16 protein-coding genes are annotated in these 17,089 nt (G+C 71.1%); 5 read left to right on the forward strand and 11 right to left on the reverse strand.

Features of this window, described 5'->3' with window-relative positions:
* Positions 1-578 precede the first annotated feature (578 nt).
* On the forward strand, positions 579-746 hold the full coding sequence (locus tag ABZS69_RS28765) for a hypothetical protein (protein ID WP_355377991.1): 168 nt from the start codon (positions 579-581) through the stop codon (positions 744-746).
* Positions 747-789: 43 nt separating this feature from the next.
* Here ABZS69_RS28765 and ABZS69_RS28770 read toward each other — a convergent pair whose 3' ends face one another.
* Complete coding sequence (locus ABZS69_RS28770) at positions 790-1,386, reverse strand: XRE family transcriptional regulator (protein ID WP_355377993.1); 597 nt, start codon at positions 1,384-1,386, stop codon at positions 790-792.
* Positions 1,387-1,479: 93 nt separating this feature from the next.
* On the opposite strand from ABZS69_RS28770, the gene ABZS69_RS28775 reads away from it, so the two are divergent.
* Both ABZS69_RS28775 and ABZS69_RS28780 read left to right on the forward strand, forming a co-directional pair.
* On the forward strand, positions 1,480-2,115 hold the full coding sequence (locus ABZS69_RS28775; protein WP_355377995.1) for a class I SAM-dependent methyltransferase: 636 nt from the start codon (positions 1,480-1,482) through the stop codon (positions 2,113-2,115).
* Positions 2,116-2,186: 71 nt separating this feature from the next.
* Positions 2,187-3,746 (forward strand): MFS transporter, encoded by a 1,560-nt coding sequence (locus ABZS69_RS28780; protein WP_355377997.1) that lies wholly within the window; start codon positions 2,187-2,189, stop codon positions 3,744-3,746.
* 31 nt (positions 3,747-3,777) lie between these two features.
* Here the strand turns inward: ABZS69_RS28780 and ABZS69_RS28785 are convergent, their stop codons facing one another.
* From ABZS69_RS28785 to ABZS69_RS28825, 9 genes are read right to left on the reverse strand one after another with little or no spacing between them, the layout of a single operon-like run.
* Positions 3,778-4,503, reverse strand: coding sequence for an SDR family oxidoreductase (locus ABZS69_RS28785; protein WP_355377999.1), 726 nt, complete (start codon positions 4,501-4,503; stop codon positions 3,778-3,780).
* A gap of 1 nt (position 4,504) precedes the next feature.
* Positions 4,505-5,740 carry an exo-alpha-sialidase gene (locus ABZS69_RS28790; protein ID WP_355378001.1) on the reverse strand — a complete coding sequence of 412 codons (1,236 nt, stop codon included), beginning with the start codon at positions 5,738-5,740 and terminating at the stop codon, positions 4,505-4,507.
* Positions 5,737-6,519 (reverse strand): aldolase/citrate lyase family protein, encoded by a 783-nt coding sequence (locus ABZS69_RS28795; RefSeq protein WP_355378004.1) that lies wholly within the window; start codon positions 6,517-6,519, stop codon positions 5,737-5,739. The genes ABZS69_RS28790 and ABZS69_RS28795 overlap by 4 nt, the downstream gene beginning before the upstream one ends.
* 28 nt (positions 6,520-6,547) lie before the next feature.
* Entirely contained in the window at positions 6,548-7,540 is a 993-nt protein-coding gene (locus tag ABZS69_RS28800) for an aldo/keto reductase (RefSeq protein WP_355378006.1), read from the reverse strand.
* On the reverse strand, positions 7,537-8,400 hold the full coding sequence (locus ABZS69_RS28805; RefSeq protein WP_355378007.1) for an ABC transporter ATP-binding protein: 864 nt from the start codon (positions 8,398-8,400) through the stop codon (positions 7,537-7,539). The genes ABZS69_RS28800 and ABZS69_RS28805 overlap by 4 nt, the downstream gene beginning before the upstream one ends.
* On the reverse strand, positions 8,397-9,293 hold the full coding sequence (locus ABZS69_RS28810; protein WP_355378009.1) for an ABC transporter ATP-binding protein: 897 nt from the start codon (positions 9,291-9,293) through the stop codon (positions 8,397-8,399). Before ABZS69_RS28810 ends, ABZS69_RS28805 begins: the two co-directional genes overlap by 4 nt.
* Complete coding sequence (locus ABZS69_RS28815) at positions 9,290-10,237, reverse strand: ABC transporter permease (RefSeq protein WP_355378011.1); 948 nt, start codon at positions 10,235-10,237, stop codon at positions 9,290-9,292. The genes ABZS69_RS28810 and ABZS69_RS28815 overlap by 4 nt, the downstream gene beginning before the upstream one ends.
* On the reverse strand, positions 10,234-11,169 hold the full coding sequence (locus ABZS69_RS28820) for an ABC transporter permease (protein ID WP_355378013.1): 936 nt from the start codon (positions 11,167-11,169) through the stop codon (positions 10,234-10,236). The genes ABZS69_RS28815 and ABZS69_RS28820 overlap by 4 nt, the downstream gene beginning before the upstream one ends.
* A 3-nt stretch (positions 11,170-11,172) precedes the next feature.
* Positions 11,173-12,699, reverse strand: a complete 1,527-nt coding sequence (locus ABZS69_RS28825) for an ABC transporter substrate-binding protein (RefSeq protein WP_355378015.1) — start codon at positions 12,697-12,699, stop codon at positions 11,173-11,175.
* Positions 12,700-13,096: 397 nt separating this feature from the next.
* Between ABZS69_RS28825 and pdxA the strand changes: the two genes are divergently transcribed.
* Together pdxA and ABZS69_RS28835 are read left to right on the forward strand one after the other, a co-directional pair.
* Positions 13,097-15,394: a 4-hydroxythreonine-4-phosphate dehydrogenase PdxA gene (gene pdxA, locus ABZS69_RS28830; RefSeq protein ID WP_355378219.1), complete on the forward strand. Its 2,298-nt coding sequence runs from the start codon at positions 13,097-13,099 to the stop codon at positions 15,392-15,394.
* A 26-nt stretch (positions 15,395-15,420) separates the two neighbouring features.
* The gene (locus ABZS69_RS28835) at positions 15,421-16,221 is read left to right on the forward strand and encodes a DeoR/GlpR family DNA-binding transcription regulator (RefSeq protein WP_355378017.1); all 801 of its coding nucleotides are present in this window, start codon (positions 15,421-15,423) and stop codon (positions 16,219-16,221) included.
* A 168-nt stretch (positions 16,222-16,389) separates the two neighbouring features.
* On the opposite strand, the gene ABZS69_RS28840 is transcribed toward ABZS69_RS28835, so the two are convergent.
* Positions 16,390-16,812 (reverse strand): zinc-binding dehydrogenase, encoded by a 423-nt coding sequence (locus ABZS69_RS28840; RefSeq protein WP_355378019.1) that lies wholly within the window; start codon positions 16,810-16,812, stop codon positions 16,390-16,392.
* Between the last annotated feature and the right edge of the window lie 277 nt (positions 16,813-17,089).

Genomic DNA, 17,089 nt, shown 5'->3' on the forward strand with positions numbered 1-17,089 from the left:
TGCCGGGTTTACGCATACCGCGGGCACGCTCGGCCGCGGGGCGGGACAGGAACGGGGCGCCGGCATGACGTCCGACGCCCCTGGCCTGTCAGTCGCAGATGACGCTGAAGAACTCGCGCCATGGCGATCATCCGGTCGGCGGGGGGCACGGCGGGCACGGTCCGCCATCGGTCGAGGCGCGCCTCCGCCCGCTCGAGACGTACGCCTTCGCGAGGGGGCGACGGCGGCCCGGGGAGAGCCAGCCGTTCCGCGAGAGTGAGCCCGGCCGCCCACCACGACGGCGTTGAGAAGACGGTCTGCGACACAGCGGCATCCTCACTGCTCGGTGTGCGGCGAGGGGCGCATCAGGCCGGCCCCTCGCCATCGACTGCGAGCAGCATGGGACAACGGGTCCGCACGCCATCATCCGGTGAACGACGTAATCGGCCCGTCCCGCCGGGCGGTCAGTATCCGTCGAACGACGTAAGTCGCCGATTCAGGGTTCCCATCCGCCGGACGGGCTGGTGACTCTGGGGAGGTCCTTGCCGGGCGGCCGACGCGGTGCGACCCGGCGTGCAACGCGACAGCGAGGAGGACCGGTGGTCAGGAACGATGAGGGTCGTACGCGGCGCCGCCTGCGTATCGTGACGGGCGCGGTGATGCTGGCGGTCTGCGGCGTGCTCGTGCTGGGAGCGCCGGCTGCGGCCGACGCGGACGGCGGGTTCGGTGGATTCGGCGGTGGCAGCGGCGCCACGGGAAGCTGGTAGCCGGCTGCGGCCCCGTCCTTCACGAACGGGGCCGCGACCGCCGTCACACAGCCGGGACGGGTCTCGGTGCCGCGCGGACGTGCGCGCGTTCGCCCTGTTTCCCGATGAGACTCAGGAACTCGACCGGACCGGCGCCGGTGGCCCCGAACCAGTGCGGGGTGCGCGTGTCGAACTCCGCGGCCTCCCCCGGTTTGAGGATGAGGTCGTGTTCCCCGAGGACCAGGCGGAGCGTCCCGTTGAGGACATAGACCCAGTCGTAGCCCTCGTGGGTGCGCAGGTCGGGCTCGGCGTCGTCGCTTCCGGCCGGGAGGACGAACTTGTACGCCTGGATTCCGCCGGGCCTGCGCGTCAGCGGCAGGATGGCCGAGCCGTCGCCGCACGGGATGGGACGCAGGTTGACGCGAGGGTCACCGGTCGGCGGCGCGTCGACGAGCTCGTCGAGGGTGACCCCGTGGGCGCGGGCAAGCGGAAGCAGCTGCTCGAGCGTGGGACGTCGCAGGCCCGCCTCCAGCCGGGACAAGGTGCTGGTGGAGATGCCGGTCTCCGCCGCGAGGTCGGCGAGCGTGACGTCTCGATGCAGCCGAAGGCGTTTCAGCCTCGGTCCGACGGCGTCGAGAGTGCGGTCAAGGGCTTCGTCCATCCCTCCATTTTGCCATTCGGCAACAAGGTTTGCACATCCGCCTCCTCTGTCAGCAGCATGAACACCCCGACCGGCGAACGAGGAGAAGGAACTGTGACGCACGAATTCGACAAGGACTACTGGGAGCGGCACTGGCAGCAGGAGCTCGCTGGGGGCCCCGGATCCATGGGCGGCAACCCGCCGAACCCGTACCTCGTTCGTGAGACCGGCGGCCTGACACCGGGGACGGCACTGGACGCGGGGTGCGGCGGCGGTGCCGAGGCGATCTGGCTCGCCGCCCACGGCTGGCACGTCACCGCGGCCGACATCTCGTCCGCGGCCCTCGCTCGCGCCGCCGAGCGCGCGGCGGCGAGCGGGGCCCCCGAGCGCTTGCGGTGGGTTGAGACGGATCTGAGCGTCTGGAGCCCGGACTCGCGGTTCGACCTGGTCATGACCCACTACGCCCACCCGGCGATGCCCCAGTTGGAGTTCTACGACCGCATCGCCGGATGGGTGGCTCCCGGCGGCACGCTGCTCATCGTGGGGCACCTGCACACCCCGGGCCATACCGGCCACGGCCACCATCATCCTGCCGAGGTCTCGGTCACCTCCGCGGCCATCACCGCGCGCATGGACGCCACGGAGTGGGAGATCGTCACCGCCGAAGAGCACCTCCGCACGCTCACCGGCCACGGAGGCCAGGCGACCCCCCTCCGCGATGTCGTCGTGCGCGCCACCCGACGCCGCTGAGCACGCCATCCGACAGCGCCGGAGCCCGCTGCTGCGGCGCCGATTCCCCTTGCTTTCCCGAAAGGAATCCCATGACTCCCGACCCGACCATCCAAGACCCACGACAACGACGAACGATCTTGGTCGGGGTCTGCGTCGCGCTCATGGCGGTCATCGCTTCGGTGTCCGGGCTGAACGTCGCCCAGCCGGAGCTCACCGTCGTGTTCGACGCCTCGCAGACCGAGGTCCTGTGGTTCATCAACATCTACACCATCACTCTGGCCGCGCTGCTCCTGCCGCTCGGCGCGATGGGCGACCGGTGGGGCCGCAGGCCGGTGCTGCTCGCCGGCCTGCTCGTCTTCGGAACGGCGAGCGCGGCGGCCGGACTCGCCACGTCGGCCGAGATCATGCTCGCCGCGCGTTTCCTGAGCGGCGTGGGCGCGGCGATGATCATGCCGGTCACCCTCGCCGTCATCACCTCGACCTTTCCTGACGAGGAACGTTCCAAGGCGATCGGCGTGTGGACCGGCGTCGCCGGCGGCGGAGGCATCCTGGGGATGTACCTGTCGGCCGTCCTGGTCGATCTGGCGAGCTGGCGGTGGCTCTTCGTCCTGCCGGTCGTGCTCGTCGTCGTCGCCGTCGTCATGGCGCTGCGATCCGTCCCGAACTCGCGCGAGGCGTCAGGGCACGGGTTCGACGCCGTCGGTTCGCTGTCGTCCGTGGTCGCGGTGGTCGGGCTCGTCCTTTTCCTCCACGAGGGCCCCGAACGAGGCTGGACCTCGCCCGCGACGCTCCTGAGCCTCCTCGTCGGCCTCGTCTCCGCCGTCGGATTCGTAGCATGGGAGCTTCGCCGACAGGCTCCGCTCCTCGACGTCCGCCTGTTCCGCGAGCGAGGTCTGGCGAGCGGTTCGGTGTCGCTCCTGACGGTCTTCGGCGTGCAGGCAGGGATCTTCGTGGTCCTCTTCCCGTACTTCCAGGCGGTGCTCGGCTGGTCCGGCCTTCGCTCGACCCTGGCGCTCATGCCGATGGCGCTGCTGATGATGTTCGCCTCCGGCCTCGCCCCGCTGGTGGCCGCCCGCATCGGCAGCCGCTCGACGATGGCGTCAGGGATCTTCCTGGGCGGCGCAGGGCTGGTCCTCATGGCCGCCTTCGTCTCCGTCGACGGCGGCTACCTCTCGATCCTGCCCGGCATGCTCGCCATGGGACTCGGGATGGGGTTGACGATGACGCCCTCCACCGAGGCCATCACCTCCGCCCTGCCGCGTGAGCGTCAAGGTGTCGCGTCCGCGCTCAATGACGTCACCCGGGAGTTCGGCACCGCGCTCGGGGTCGCGCTGCTCGGAGCGGTCCTGACCGCCGGCTACCGCGGCGCCATCGACTCCCGGCTCGACGGAGTGCCGGACGACGCCGCCGACACCGCCCGCGAGGGCGTCGCCAACGCCCTCGCCGCCGCCGACGGGGCCGGCTCCCAGGCGCGGGCGCTGACCCGAGCCGCCCAGGAGTCCTTCGTCGACGGCTGGCAGCAGGCCATGTGGGCGGGCGCGGTCGTCATGGCGGTCCTGTTCGCCTACGTTCTCGCACGAGGTCCGCGGCAACGGCCCTCCGGCGGCGACCGCCGTGAATCCGACGACGTAGTCGCCGACGTGCGCTGACTCACCACCACCACCCGGCGGAGCCGCCGGCTCAGAGGGAGGCGCCGCCGCACATCACCAGGTGCTGGCCGGTGACCGAGCCTCCTTCCGGGCCGAGGAGGAAGGCCGTCAGTCCCGCGACCTCCTCGGGTCTGATGAAGCGGCCCAGCGGCGGAACCCGTGGCGGCGTGGCGGCACGTCCGGGATCGCGCAGCATGGGGGTGTCCGTCGGGCCGGGGGCGACCACGTTGACGGTGATGCCACGCGGGGCCAGTTCCATGGCCCAGGAACGGGACAGGCCCACGAGCGCGGCCTTGGTCGCCGCGTACTGGCTCTTGCCCGCCACGCCCGACATCGTGCGGCTCCCGATCAGTACGACGCGGCCGCCGGGGCGGATCGCGTCGGCGAGGGCGTTCACCAGCACGGTCGCGGCCTCGACGTGGACCCGCCACATGAGGGCGCCGTCCGGCGCCGAGAGGCGTCCGAGCGGTGCGGAGCGTTGCAGGCCCGCCGCGTGGACGACGGCGTCGACGGCGCCCACCGCGGCCGACGACTCGGCCAGCTGGTCGAGGTCGGTCAGGTCGGCCTGGATCCACGAGTAGGCCGGGTTGTCCTGGTGGTGCTCCGGAGGGCGGGTACGGCTCATCCCGGTGACGTTCCAGCCCTCGCGGAGCAGGCGCGCGGCGACGGCCCGGCCGATGCCGGAGCTGGCCCCGGTCACCACTGCGTGCGGCGGCTGCTCCGGGGTGTGGCGGTCTGGCGTGGTGTCCGTCGGCACGTCAGACGCCCGTGGCGCGGGCGGCCCACTCGGGTCGCACCCGTACGTACTTGATGACGCGGCGGTGGTAGGTGAAGGCGATGTGCAGGTCGCCGTCGGCGGTTTCCTGGATGGACGGGTAGGAGTACTCCCGGTTGAGACCGTCGCGGGAGTTGTTGGTCAGGCAGTAGCCGTCGCCTACCTCCAGATCGCGGCGGATCGGCCACGTGCGCCCTCCGTCGTCGGACAGCGCGAGGGTCATGGGCGCGCGCGGAGCGCCCCAGAACGCGGTCCGCTCATCGCCCCCGGCGGGTGCCGGGGTTGCCGGACTCGCCGGGCTCGCCGGGGTCTCGGCCAGGCCGTCGTCGTCGACCTCGTCGTACAGGGAGACTCTCCGCTCGGTGGCGTCGGCCGCGCTGCTGGCATTGAACACCAGCGCGAGCCGGCCGTCACGCAGGGTGACGTACTGGACGGAGGAGTTGTTGTTGGGCAGTTCGGTGGCGGCGGGGGCGCTCCAGGTCAGGCCCTCGTCCTCCGACCTGCTCGCGTAGATCGAATCCGCCCAGCGGCTGCGGAACAGCGCGAGCAGCGTGCCGTCGGTCAGCAGATGGACGTTCATGTGGACGCAGCCGGTGCTCTCGGGGACGAGCTGTTCGCGCCAGGTTCGTCCCTCGTCGTCGGAGATCATCAAGGAGCTGGTGTCCCGGTCGCCGACCCAGCGCCTGCCCGGCGTGGTGACGCAGTTGAAGACGGGCAGCAGCCATCGGCCGGACGGCAGCACGAGCACGGGCTGCCGGACGAAGACGCCGCCACGGCTCGTGGCGGGGAAGAGGGTGTCCACGGGCCCCCAGGTGTGACCGTCGTCCCGCGAGACGCGGCGGCGGACCTCGGCGGTGTCCTGGTTGCCGGCGTGCTGGGCGGTGTAAAGCAGCCACAGCTCTCCGGCGGGTGTGGGAAACAGGACCGGGTTCTGTTCGGAACGCGTCATGTCGTCGGACAGCCGCGTGGGCGTGGACCAGGTGTCCGCGCCCTTCCGCAGCCGGGAGAACCAGATGGAGATGTCCGAGACGCCTTCCTGCGTGCCGCCGAACCACACGCAGCCGAGATCACCGTCGTTCAGCGACATGAGGTTGGCCGCGTGGTTCTGCACGGCGGGCGCGATCAGGTACGCCTCGTGGCGGTCCGGATCGTCGTCGCGAACGCGGATCAGACCGTCCATCGGCAGGTGTTCGGGAACGGAGGTCTGGGACTGGCTCACTGCTCTCCTTGGCGAGACTGGGCTCGGGCGTCGGTCAGGTGGGACTTCGCGACCTGTTCGAGGTGGACGAGGTCGGAGGCGATGGTGGCGAAGGTGTATCCCTCGGCCAGGCGCTTGGCGGCGGTCCCGCCGTCGGGGGTGTGGATGCCGGCGGCGATGCCGGCGGACCTGGCGGCTTCGCGCACCGTGACCAGCGCGTCCTCGAACTGCGAGGCGATCGCGGGGTCGCCGGGGAAGGCGCCGCCCAGGGCCAGGCACAGATCGGACGGGCCGACGTAGACGCCGTCCAGACCGGGGGTGGCGCAGATCGCCTCGATGTTCGCCAGCCCCTGTGCCGTCTCGATCATGGCCAGGGCCAGCACGGTGGCGTCGCTGTCCGCGGGGCGCGGCCCGATGCGGAGCGCGGAGCGCATCGGACCGTACGAGCGGCGCCCGTTCGGCGGATAGCGGGTCGCGGAGACGGCCGCCGCGGCGTCCTCGGCGGTGTCGATGAGAGGCACGATGACGCCCGCGGCGCCCGCGTCGAGGGCACGGCCGATGTGGCCGGGGTTGTTCGCCTCGACCCTGACCAGGCCCGCGGACACGCCGCCCGCGTCGATCGCGGTCAGGCCGCTCAGCAGCCCCGAGTAGCCCAGCAGCCCGTGCTGGACGTCCAGGCACACGTAGTCGTATCCGAGGCGCGCGATGCGCTCGGTGGACACGGGCGAATCGAGCACGGACCAGTAGCCCAGTGCGGGTTCGCGGGCGCGGATCCTGGCGGTGAAGTCGGTGATGCTCACGGCTGGCCTTCTCCTCGGTGGTCGGCTCTCATCGGTTGTAGGCGGGCATCGGGCCGCGCAGCGTCGCGCCCACGCGGTCACAGGCTGCCACGACGTCCTCGGGAAGCGGCCCTGCCGCGGCGGTCGCGATGTTCGCGCGCAGGTGTTCGACCTTGGAGCCGCCGAGCAGGAGCGCCCCCACGCCGTCGCGATGGAGCAGCCACCGCAGGGACAGCTCGACGAGGGGGATGCCCGACTGCGCGGCGATCTCGCCGAGGGCGGTGACCGCCTCGAACAGCGCCGGGTTCCAGTACCGCTGCCGGTACATGGGGGCGAGCTTGGAGTCGCCGAAACGGCCGGCGGAAGGGTCCTGCTCGAAGGTGTGCCGGCCGGTGAGCAGGCCCCCGCCGAGCGGGTTGTAGACCATGGTCGTCAGGCCGGTGCTCCGCGCGAACTCCAGGTATTCCTCCTCTACCCTGCGGGCCAGGAGGTTGTAGAGCTGCTGGGCGACGACCGGGCGCGGCGCGCCGACGGCGTCGGCGGTGTGGTTGAGCTCGGCGATCTGCCAGGCCGCGTAGTTGGAGACGCCGAGCGCGCCGATCTTGCCTTCGGCGACGAACTCGGCGACGGCGCCGAGCGTCTCGGCCGGCGGCGTGCGGCGGTCGGGCTGGTGCAGGTAGAACAGGTCGACGTGGTCGACCTGCAGGCGGCGCAGGCTGCCTTCGATACTCGCCCGCAACGCCTTGGCGGACAACGGCGCGTCATCGCCCGCGTCCGGATGGGGCATGCCGGCCTTGGTGGCGAGGACGACCCGGTCGCGCCGGGTGGCCAGCAGCGGCCCCAGGATGGACTCGGTCGCGCCGCCCGCGTAGACGTTCGCGGTGTCCACCCCGGTGATTCCGGCGTCGAGCGCCGCGTCCAGCATGCGCGCGGCCTCTTTCGCGTCGGCCGTGTCGCCGAACGTCATGGTGCCCAGCACCAGCCGGGACAGGCCGATGCGCGCCCCGGACAGTACGGAGCTCGCCGGTACGGAAGTTGTCATCGGTCGGTTCCTCGCTGAACGGGTGTTGCGGGGGACTGCTTGGCGGACGGGGCCCGCACCAGGTCGCGCGGCTTGCGCCCGCGGATCGCGGCCGGGTCCAGCGCGGCCCTGCGGAGGGCGCGGGTGTAGGGGTGGGCCGGCGCGGCCAGCACCTTCCGGGTCGGGCCGGACTCGACCAGGCGGCCTTTGCTCATGACGATGATGTCCTCGCTGATCTCCCTGACCACACCGAGGTTGTGGGAGATCACGACATAGGTGAGGCCGGTCTCGGCCTGGATCTTCGTCAGCAGGGCGAGGACCTGCGCCTGGACGGACACGTCCAGGGCGCTCGTCGCCTCGTCGCAGACCAGCAGATCGGGCTTGGAGGCCAGGGCTCTGGCGATGCCGATGCGCTGGCGCTGGCCGCCGGAGAACTCCGGCGGGCGGCGCTCCAGGGCCGTGGCGGGCAGGCCCACCTGGTCGATGAGCCTGGCCGCCTCCTTGGCCCGTGCGCGTCTGTCGCGCATTCCGCGCACGCGCAGCGGCTCCGCGACGATCTCCTCCGCCGACAGGTGCGGGTCCAGCGATCCGTACGGGTCCTGGAAGATCATCTGTACCTGGCTGCGCATCGGGCGCAGCTGTTTCTCGCTCAGCCCCGCGATGTCGGTGCCGCCCACCACGATGCGGCCCGCGGTGGGCTTGATCAGCCGTACGATCGACCGGGCGATCGTGGACTTGCCGCAGCCCGACTCCCCCACGATGGCCAGGGTGCCACCCCGCCGTACGGTGAAGCTGACGTCGTCGACCGCGCGGAACATGCCGTGGGCGACGGGATAGTCCACGACGAGGCCGTCGACCTCGAGGAACGCGTCGTCGGTCATCGAGATTCTCCCAGTGCCACCGGGTCGGCGGGCGACCCGTCGTCGGGGGACGCCTCCGGGGACTCGCCGTCCTCGTCCCACGGGCCGAGCCGTGGGACCGCCGTCAGCAATTTCCTGGTGTACGGGTTGCGCGGCGCGTCGACGATCTGTTCGGCCTCGCCGGACTCGACGAACCGCCCGTCCTTCATGACGTGGATGCGGTCGGAGACGAGCCGCGCCACGCCGATGTCGTGGGTGATCATGAGGATGCCGATGCCGGTGTTCTCCTGTACTTCGAGCAGCAGGTCGAGGATGCCCGCCTGGACGGTGACGTCCAGGGCGGAGGTCGGTTCGTCGGCGACGAGCAGCACGGGCGACCCGGCGAGCGCGAGCGCGATGAGCACGCGCTGCAGCATGCCTCCGGACAGCTGATGCGGATATTTGCGAAGCTGGGACTCCGGATCGGGGATGTGCATCTTGGCCAGCAGGTCGACCGACCGCGCGATGGTCTCCGACTTGGACAGGCCGCGATGCCGCAGTCGTACGGCCTCACGGAGCTGCTGCCCGATGGTGTGGACGGGGCTGAGCGCCGTCATCGGGTCCTGCGGGATGAGCGAGACGGTACGCCCGCGCACACCGCGCACCGCGCGCGGGTCGGCGATGACGTCGACTCCCTGGAAGCGGGCCTTGCCGGACAGGACCGCCAGCTCCGGGGGGAGCAGCCGCAGGATGCCCATGGCCGTGGTGGACTTGCCGGACCCCGACTCGCCGATGATCGTCACGGTTTCGCCCTGCCGGATGAGGAAGCTGACGCCGTCGACCGCGCGGACGATGCCGGCTTCGGTGATCAGCTCGATCTGCAGGTCCTCGACCTCCAGCAGGGGACGATCAGCCTCGTCGAACTCGGCTGTCATGCTCGGCTCACCTTCCCTTTCCGCCTGCGGACGCGGTCCCGAAGCCCGTCTCCGAGCAGGTTGACGCCGACGACGAGCAGCACGATGACCAGTCCGGGCAGCGTGACCAGCCACCACGACGTCGTGATGTAGTCCTGGCCGTCGGAGATGATGCGGCCCCAGGTGGCGAACGGGCGCTGCGGACCGGCGCCCAGGTAGCTCAGCGCGCTCTCCAGCAGCACGGCCTGGGCCAGCAGCAGCAGGATCACGAGGGTGGCCTGCTTGACGACGTTGGGCAGCACGTGCCGGAGCAGGGTGGTGACGCGGCGCAGGCCGAGCACCCGGGCCGCGGCCACGTAGGGTTTCTCCCGCTCGACGAGCACGAGGGAACGGGTCAGGCGGGCCACCTCCGGCCACTGCGCGATCGCGATCACGAAGGTGATGACCGGGATGGAGGGGCCGAACAGCGCGACGACCAGCAGCAGCATCAACAGCAGGGGCAGCGAGAGCTGGGCTTCCAGCAGGCGGGAGACCACGGTGTCGACCCAGCCGCCGAAGAATCCGGCCGCGGCGCCGGCGATGAGGCCGATGACGCCGGACACGACGATGGCCAGCACCCCGACGGTGAGCGAGACCTGGCCGCCGTGCAGGACCCGGGAGAGGAGGTCCCTGCCGAGCTGGTCGGTTCCGAACAGGTGCCCGCCGGTCAGCGGCGGCAGGCGGCGCAGGCCGAGGCTCTGCTCGTCCGGCCCGGGAATCGGCAGCACGTTGGCCAGGACGACGGGCACGACCACCAGGGCCACGCACACCGAGCCGACCCACAGCTTCAGCCGCGCGCCCTTGCGGCGGCGGACCGCCGCGGATCGCGCGAGATCCTTGGCGGTCACCGCGCTGGGCCGCGCGGGCGGCTCCGGGATGTCCTGGCCCTTGAAGCCGTCGGCGGGGCCGGCCTCCATGGCGGTCATGAGGCCACCGCCTTCCCGAGTCGTACCCGCGGGTCGAGCAGCGGGTAGGCCAGATCGATGAGGAGCTGGACGGCCACCGTCAGGATGGCCGTGACCAGTACGGTCGCCTGGATCAGCGGATAGTCCCTGGTTTCCAGCGCGCGCACGACGAGCGATCCGACGCCCGGCCAGGCGAAGACGACCTCGACCACCACCACGCCGTTGAGCATGGCCGCGAACCGGGTGCCGAGCGCGGTCACCACCGGGACGGCCGAGTTGCCCATGGCGTAGCGCCAGGTCAGGCCGCGTTCGGAGATGCCGCGGGAGCGGGCGATCGTCAGGTAGGGAGCCGCGAAGCCGGTCCCCATCTCCCGGCGTACCAGGCGGGAGATCAGCGCGATCTGCAGGATGCCGACCGTCACGGTCGGCAGCACCAGGCCGCCCCAGCTGGTGAACCCGGATGCCGGCAGCACGGGGACGAGCACCGCGAAGATGGTCAGGAGCATGATGCCGCTCCAGAACTCCGGCATCGACTGGCCGGCGATCATGGCCACGTTGGCCCCCAGCTCGCGGGCGGTGTCGGCGTGCCGCGCCATCCAGACGCCGAGCGGGATGGCCACGACCGCGGCGAACAGGATGGAGGACACGGCGAGCATGACGGTGTACGGCAGCCGGCTGAGGACGACGTCCATGGCGGGGGCCTGGAAGGAGAACGACGTGCCCAGGTTGCCGCTGAACAGGTCACGGACGAAGATTCCGTACTGCTGTATCAGCGGTTTGTCCAGGCCGAACTGGACGCGGATGCGTTCGAGCTCCGCCGTGGTGGCCAGGGGGCTGGCGTAGGCGGCGGCCGGATCCCCTGGCGCCAACCGTACGAGGACGAAGACGGTGGAGACGGTCAGGAAGATCGTCAGGATGCTCTGCCCGACACGTTGGGCGACATATCGGACCACGATTCATCCATTCAGCCGGACAGCTGCCAGGTCGTAGGAGTTGGTGGGGCTGAGCAGCACGTTCTGCACGCGCTTGCGCCGGGCGATGACGGTCTTGGGGACGAAGGCCCACATGCACGGCCAGGTGTTCCAGATCTCCTTCTGGGCGGTGGCCAGCAGGGCGTCCCGGGCCGTCTTGTCGGTTTCCCGGGAGGCCTTCTGGAGCATTTCGGTGATCTTGGGGAACACGTAGCCGTGGTAGGTGTCCCGGGTGGCCTCCTTCTCCTTCGTGCCGGCGAACATGCCCTGCAGCGGAGTCAGCGCCAGCCCGGTCGGGCCGGGGTAGCCGTTGCCGAGGACGTCCCAGTCGCCGCCCCGGCCCTGCCGCCACTTGGAGATGTCGCCGCCCGGCTGGAACTGCTGGAGTTCGGCCTGCACGCCGACCGCCTTGAGCATCTCCACCACGGCCTCCATGACGCTCGTGTCGTTGGCGAACTCCCCGGTCTCCCAGATGATCTTGATTTTGAGATCCTTCACCCCGGCGGCCTCGAGCAGCTGCTTGGCCTTCTGCGGGTTGTAGACGTACTCGCCCGTCTGCACCGCCCCGGTCAGGGTGTCGGCCACCACGCCCCGGGCCGGGGTCACCGAATCGGCGAAGACGTCCTTGATGAGGGAGGGGCCGTTGATGGCGTAGCTGAGGGCCTCGCGCACGCGCGCGTCGGCGAGGGGGTGCCCGGAGGGCTTGCGGAAGTTGTAGAAGAGCTGCGTGATGCGTGTGCTCGGCACCTGCTGGATCTCCACGTCGCCGAGACCGGAGAGCTGGCTGATCGCATCGGGGGAGATCGCGTCGATCACGTCTACCTCGCCGCTGCGCAGGGCGACGACGCGGTTGGCCTCCTCCGGGAGGAACCTGACCTGTACGGTCTTGATCCCGGGCGCGGGGCCCCAGTACTTGTCGTTGACCTGCAGCGTGTACTCGCCGGTGCCCCGGTTCGCGGAGGTGACGACGTAGGGGCCCGAGCCGATGCCGCCCTGGAGTTCCTCCGCCTTGTTCGCGGCGGCGGGGGTGATCAGGATGTTCGCCATCAGGTAGTCGAGTGTCGGCACCGGGTTCTCGGTCACGAGCTTGAAGGTGCTCGCGTCGACGGGGGTGACCGTCGGCCATTCGGGGAACAGGCCGGCCAGGAACGATCCGGGGACCTTCTGATACATCTGCAGGGCCGTTGAGACGTCTTCGACCTTGACCGGGCTGCCGTCGGAGTAGCGGACGCCGTCCCGCAGCTTGACCGTCCACTCGGTGGGCGCCGTCAGCTCGAACCTCTCGGCCAGGACGTGCTGCACGGCGAGCTTCGGATCGATGAAGGTCAGCGCCTGGCGGACGCCGCGCTGGACGCTGACGGCGGCGTCGAACTGGTTGAGCTTGTTGTCCAGCGACACGAGCGAGCGGTTGAGCGCCAGCGTGAGGCCCGGACCGGCGGTGGAACCGGCACCAGAGCCGGCCCCGGGGACGGGCCCCGGTCCCGCGCAGGCGGCGAGGGGACTCAACGTCATGGCCGCGCCGGTGAGAGCACCGAGGCGGAGAAGACTTCGGCGGGAGTACTGGGGGCCGCTTCCGAGATGAGTCACGGGGCTTCTCGCTTTCTGGACCGTCCTCAGCGGTGCGCTTCTCAGCGGCCGCCTGCCAGGACCGGATGTTTCCCACGTCACAACGACGTTGCTGCACCATTACATGCATGCGCGCTTCGCGCAAGAGCTCTAGCGCATTTTGTGCAAGCTGTGACATCATCCAGTCAAGACGGAGGCTGCGCCGACGTGCACGCCTCGCTCCGGAGCGGACCATTCATGGGTTCGCGGGGTTAGTGAGGGCCTGCCTGAGGTGCACATATCGATCAAATCGGGGGATTCCTTGACGCCCAGGAGAAGCACGGCCGCGCACGGTGTCCTCGTCGTGGCCGACGACCTCTCGGGCGCGGCCGAGTCGGCAGCGCGAATAATGATGCGCGGAACACGCACACGGATTGTTCTCGCTCACCACGCTGTACGGGGCGATGGTGATCCCGCCGACATCCTGGTGGTCGACACCGACTCCCGGCACCGGCCTCCCACCGAGGCCGCCGCGGCGGTGCGTTCCGCGGTCGGCCTGGCCTCGGCCGGGCGTGCGCGGCTGGTCTTCAAGAAGATCGACTCTCTGCTGCGCGGCAACGTCGCGGCGGAGGTGGCCGCGCTCACGGCGCCCGGGGCCGGCATCGTCGTCGCCCCTGCCCTGCCCGGCCTGGATCGGGTGGTGCGCGGCGGCGTGCTGCACCTGTCCGGGGTGGCCCTCCATCGGGCGAACGCCTGGGCGGTGGACGGCGTCCCCGCTCCGGCGTCGATCGGGGCGGCCCTGGCGCCGCTTCCGGCCCGCGTGCTGGACCTCGCGACCGTGCGATCGGATCGGCTTTCCGCCGCGATCGCCTCCTGCGCCGAGGACTCGCACCTCGCGCTGTGCGACGCCGAGACGGATGCCGATCTGGACGCCGTGCTGCGTGCCGCGCTGGCCGTACCGTCGGTGCGGCTGGTCGGATCCGGTGGACTCGCCGACGCGCTCGGGCGTCACCTGCGGGGTCTCGGCGCGGCCGTCGAGGAGCCTGAGCCCGTCCCCGCGCATACCGCGCGGCACGGCGACGTGGCCCGCCCGGCGCCGCTCGTCGTGGTGGGCAGCGCCGAGCCGGTCGCGGCCGAACAGGTCCGCCGGCTGGTCGAGGCGGGAGCCGTACCCGTCCCCCTGCCCTTGACGGCGCTCCTCGGCACGGCCGACGAACGGGACCCCCTCCCCCGCATCCCGATCGGCGACCAGGCGGTCGTGGCCTTCCTCGACTCCGCCGGCGCCGTCCTGCCCACGGCCTCGCGTGACATCGTGCGGCGGCTGGCCGAGGTCGTCGCGGACGCGGTGCGCGCGTCCCCACGGACGGTGGACCTCGTGCTGACTGGCGGCGAGACCGCCCGGCGCGTCCTCGACGCCCTCCAGGTGCGGGAACTGGCACCGGTCGGACAGGTGCACCCGGGAGCCGTCCACTCCCGGACGCCCGACGGCCGTTCGGTGGTCACCCGCCCGGGCAGCTTCGGCGGGCCCGGCTCGCTCGTCGAGATCGTCAGGGCCCTGGCCCCGCACTCCCTCGGAACCCTTGCCCCCATCCCTCCCCAGAACCCAGCGAAAGGTCCCATAGTGAGCATCACCACCGCCCCCGTCGACCCACAGCCGCGCACCTCGGCCACCCCGATCATCGCCGTCACCATGGGCGACGGGGCCGGCGTCGGCCCGGAAGTCATCGTCGGCGCCCTCCAGGACCCCCACGTCGCCGAGCTCTGCCGTCCCGTCGTCATCGGCGACGCCGTACGGCTGCGCCAGGCGGCCGGCATCCTCGGGATCGACGCCGAGATCGTGGCGGTCGACTCCGTGGCCGACGCCGTGTTCGAGCCGGGCCGCGTCAACGTCATCGACCTGGCGCTGCTGCCGGAGGATCTGCCCTGGGGGAAGGTCTCCCCCGTGGCTGGGGCGGCCGCGTACCACTATGTACGCGTCGCCAGCGGGCTGGCGATGGCCGGCGAGGTGCAGGCGATCTGCACGGCGCCGCTGAACAAGGCGGCCCTGCACGCGGGCGGCTACATCTTCCCGGGCCACACCGAGCTCCTCGCGCACCTGACCGGGATCGAGGAGGTGTCCATGATGTTGTCCTCGCCGAAGATCCGGGTCATCCACGTCACCACGCACATCGGGCTGATCGACGCGATCGCGAAGATCGAACCCGGCCTGGTGGAGCGGACCGTCCGCCGCGGCCACGAGGCCCTGCGGCGTGCCGGGATCGAGAACCCGCGCATCGGCGTGTGCGGCATCAACCCGCACGCCGGGGAGAACGGCCTGTTCGGGTACGGGGAGGAGGCCGAGAAGATCGTTCCCGCCATCGAGGTCCTGCAGGCCGACGGCATCGACGTGCAGGGACCGCTGCCCGCCGACACGGCGTTCTTCGTCGCGGGGCGCGGAGACTACGACCTCATCGTGGCGATGTACCACGACCAGGGCCACGGCCCGGTGAAGATCCTCGGCATCGAGGCCGGGGTGAACATCACCGTGGGCCTGCCCGTCATCCGCACGTCCGTGGACCACGGAACCGCCTTCGACATCGCCGGGAAGGGCCTCGCCGAGGTCGGTAGCATGATCGAGGCGCTGCGGCAGGCCGCACAGATGTCTCCCAGCCCGGCCAGCTGACCCCGGGGCGTTGAAAAGGAGGAGCGTTGTCCAGTAACTCTGAGCGTCGGCGCGCCGAGATCGTGCGTTTGGCCACGACCAGTGGCCTGGCCAGCGTCGAAGAGCTGTCCTCGACGTTCGACGTGACGTCCTCGACCATCCGGCGTGACCTCGCCCGGCTGACCGCGCAGGGGCTGCTGGCCCGCACGTACGGCGGCGCGATGGCCGTCGTCGCGCACCCCGAGGACTCGTTGCGCCAGCGCGTCGGCGACGCCTTCGAGGCCAAACGCGGAATCGCCCGGTGGGCGGCCCAGCAGATCCGAGCCGGCGAGTCCGTGTTGCTCGACGCCGGCTCGACCGTCGGGGCCCTGGCTCACGAGCTGCGCTCCAGCACCCAGCTCCTGATCGCCACCACGAGCCTGACGGTGCTGAAAGAGCTCGACGACGTCGAGGGCCTCCATGTGGTGTGTCTCGGCGGCCGGCTGCGCCACCTCAGCCAGGGATTCGTCGGCCCCATCACCGAGACCTCCCTGGAGCGGATGTCGTTCGACCGCGTCTTTCTCGGGGCCGACGGAGTCACCGCGGACCGCGGGATCTGCGAGGCCGACCATCAGCAGACCCGGCTCAAGGAGCTCATGGCGCGCAGCTCGCACCGGACGTACGTGCTGGCGCATGCGGCCAAACTCGGGCGACGTCCGTTCCACGCCTGGGTCCGGCTCCCCCGGCCCTGGACGCTGGTGACCGACGCCGGGGCCCCTGAAGACGCGCTGGCCCCGTTCTCGGCCGAGGGAATCGAGGTGATCGTGGTCGACTCCGAAGGACAGATCAGCAAGCCGACCGCCCCGTAGCGTGGAGGGGTGCCGGAGCCGCTGAACTTCCTGTCCCCGGCCGCGCACCCGACGACCGGCATCCGCCAGATCCAGGTTCTTGACGGCCCGGGCGACGCCGGGTGGCATGCTCGATGACGACCGTTGGCAGGCACCCGGACCGGTCGAGCCTGGACGATCCGGCAGGGATCAGGGAATGGTGACGAGAACCGTGCCGGTCTTTCCCGGCCGGACCGCGTGCTCAACGGCCTGCGCGATCTCGTCGATGCCGTACTGGGCTGCCACGTCGAACGCCTCGGCCGCGCCACGGGCGATGAGCTGGGCGGCGGTGGCCAGGTCGTGGGCGCGCAGCTCGGCGGAGACGGTCTGCGCCCGGCGGAGGCCGGTCAGGCCCCGCAGCCCGGGGCTCTTCTGAAGGAGGTCCCCGGCGTGGAGCGGGACGGGCTCCTCGGCCAGGACGCCGTAGGTGATCAGGGTTCCGCCGGGTGAGAGCAACCGCAGGAGATCTCCGGCCGGCGCGCCGCCCACGGGATCGACCGCGGCGGGAACGGGTCGGGCCCCGATGTGCTCGCGGATCTCGTCCTTCCACGTGGGCCGAGCGGTGGAGACCACCGGAACGCCCGGGTAGCGCTCTCGCAGTGTCCGGGCGCCTGCGTCGCTGCGGACGATGTTGATGTGCTGGATCGCGTGGAACTGGGCGACAGCAGGCGGCCGATGTTGGAGCCGGCGGCGGTCTGCAGGAAGAAGCCGTCGTAGCCGACCGTGGCGTGCTGGGATCGGCCAGCAGCTAGGCGGCGATGCCGTCGGGAACGTCGTCGCTCACCGGGACGACGAACTCGGCCAGGACGAGGACGTATTCACTCCAGGCCGGGCCGCCGGGCCGCCGGGC

The sequence above is a fragment of the Nonomuraea sp. NPDC005650 genome, from assembly GCF_040605375.1.
Lineage (GTDB): Bacteria > Actinomycetota > Actinomycetes > Streptosporangiales > Streptosporangiaceae > Nonomuraea.